The organism is Profundibacterium mesophilum KAUST100406-0324 (assembly GCF_009835145.1).
Taxonomy (GTDB): Bacteria; Pseudomonadota; Alphaproteobacteria; order Rhodobacterales; family Rhodobacteraceae; genus Profundibacterium; species Profundibacterium mesophilum.
Window position 1 is genome coordinate 1 of the sequence record NZ_APKE01000058.1, and the last position, 2,063, is coordinate 2,063.

The 2,063-nt window shown below is 56.3% G+C and carries 2 protein-coding genes; one reads left to right on the forward strand and one right to left on the reverse strand.

Annotation, left to right across the window (positions count from 1 at the left end):
* The first annotated feature begins 126 nt into the window (after nucleotides 1-126).
* Nucleotides 127-1,235, forward strand: a protein-coding gene (locus PMES_RS16115; RefSeq protein ID WP_134016907.1) for an IS3 family transposase whose coding sequence is annotated in 2 segments (ribosomal slippage) — nucleotides 127-382 and nucleotides 382-1,235 — 1,110 coding nt in all. Because the reading frame shifts where the segments join, the coding sequence is not laid out codon by codon here.
* Nucleotides 1,236-1,326: 91 nt separating this feature from the next.
* Here PMES_RS16115 and PMES_RS16120 read toward each other — a convergent pair.
* A complete protein-coding gene (locus PMES_RS16120; RefSeq protein ID WP_159966744.1) occupies nucleotides 1,327-1,938 on the reverse strand; it encodes a hypothetical protein in 612 nt (203 codons plus the stop codon).
* Nucleotides 1,939-2,063: the final 125 nt, after the last annotated feature.

Here is a 2,063-nt window from a genome sequence, read left to right on the forward strand (position 1 = left end):
CGAATACATAGAAGCAGGGTCAAAGGGACATCAACAAAATGCTTGCAGGGGAAGGCAGTTCATACATGCTCCCCTGAAATGTCCTCGATTTGAGGTTAGCCTGTTCTCCAACTGAGGAGACAGACGATGAAGAGAAGCCGTTTCAGCGAAGAGCAGATCATTGGCATTTTGAAAGAGCATCAGGCCGGGCTTGGTGCAAAGGAGCTGTGCCGCAAGCATGGGATCAGTGACGCGACCTTCTACAAGTGGCGTTCCAAGTATGGCGGCTTGGAGGTTTCAGACGCCCGTCGGCTGAAGACGCTGGAATCCGAGAACGCCAAGCTGAAGAAGATGCTGGCCGAGCAAATGATGGACGTGGCGACGCTGAAAGAGATGCTCGGAAAAAACTTCTGAGGCCCGGTTCGAGGAGGAATGCTGTGAACTGGGCCATGAAGACCAAGGGTTACAATCAGCGCCGTGCCTGTGCGCTGGCCGGGATCGATCCGCGTGTGTATCGGCGCAAGTCGAAGCGCCCCGCCGACACGGAACTGCGCACAAGGATGAATGAACTGGCCTCTGAGCGGCGTCGGTTCGGTTATCGACGGCTGCATATCTTGCTGAAGCGTGAAGGCTGGGAAGTGAACTGGAAGAAGCTCTATCGGCTCTACCGCGAAGAAGGCTTAACAGTCCGCAAACGGGGCGGACGCAAGCGCGCAGTAGGCACCAGGACGCCCATGGCGATCCCGCAGGGGCCGAACCAGAGATGGTCGCTCGACTTCATGTCGGACGCGCTGGAAGACGGACGCCGGTTCAGGGTGCTGAATGTGATCGATGACTTTAGCCGGGAATGCCTGGCCGCCGTGGTGGATACATCCATTGGCGGTGCGCGCGTCGCCCGTGAGCTGGACCGGATCGCCGAGCTGCGCGGCTATCCCTGCCTTGTGGTCTCGGACAATGGAACCGAACTGACGTCGAACGCGATGTTGAAATGGCAGGAGGACCGAAAGGTCGGCTGGCATTACATCGCACCAGGAAAGCCCATGCAGAACGGCCTGGTGGAAAGCTTCAATGGAAGGATGCGCGAAGAGTGCCTAAACGAACACCTGTTCCCGTCTCTGCGCCATGCCTGCCGCATGATCGCGGCATGGCGCGCCGACTACAATCAACACCGCCCACACTCGAGCCTCGACGGGCTCACCCCGTGGGAGTATCACCAACGGTCAAGAGAGGACCAAACCCTGAACAGAGCTAACTGAAAGACGCGGACTCAAAGGGGAGCAGGTCAGAGCGCACCGCGAGTTGGGTGGGTCGTAAAGCGGACGTTCACGCCAATATCAATTAAATGGTTCAGTTTGGGATGCACGAACCGAGTAGCCTAATCTTTTCCGTCACACGAAATCGAATGGCATGAGGAAGAGACACCGGCCGCTGTAGCTGAGATTTCTTTGCTTCTTCAACTTGTTGATCGAAATTCGGCGTTCCAAGTTCTCGACCAACAAGCCACCAAAAGGCGTGCTCAATCAAGTTAAATACGCGAATGGAGACCTGCGCGGTCAGCAACTTTATGACTTCGATCGTTTTGCCCCTACGCGGTGCACAGAATGCCTCTAGAACCAGACTTGCGTAGCGGTTTCGCAGGTGCTCTTGTTTCGTTTCCCGGAACACCAAGTCAAGGAACAGGGCAGCGACACCAATGTTGGTTTCCAAGTCCGCGTTCTTCCCGCCAACCACTTCCAACATCCTCTTCGCAGTACTTTGCCCGCTGAACCCATCAGCCTTCGCCTGGGTTAGCAAAGTTTGAGAGTCCATTGACACGTAGGTGAAGTCGCGGTTCAGGCAGTCTACGATGAATTTGGTGTAGTCCTCAATCGAGACAAAGCCTCGATCTTTGGCAAGCAGTAGAACAGGCTGCAGCCAACTTGATCCGACCTCAAGCGCGGCTGACGCCCACTGTCGCAATCCTTGATCCTCAGATAGCAGCAGGAAACCATTCCCTTCAGCGTAAGCATCCGGCGTAGGCCGTGGTCATGCGGCGCGTTGGCGCTCCGATGGCTGCCAATTCCATGGGAGAAGGTCCGGCACGC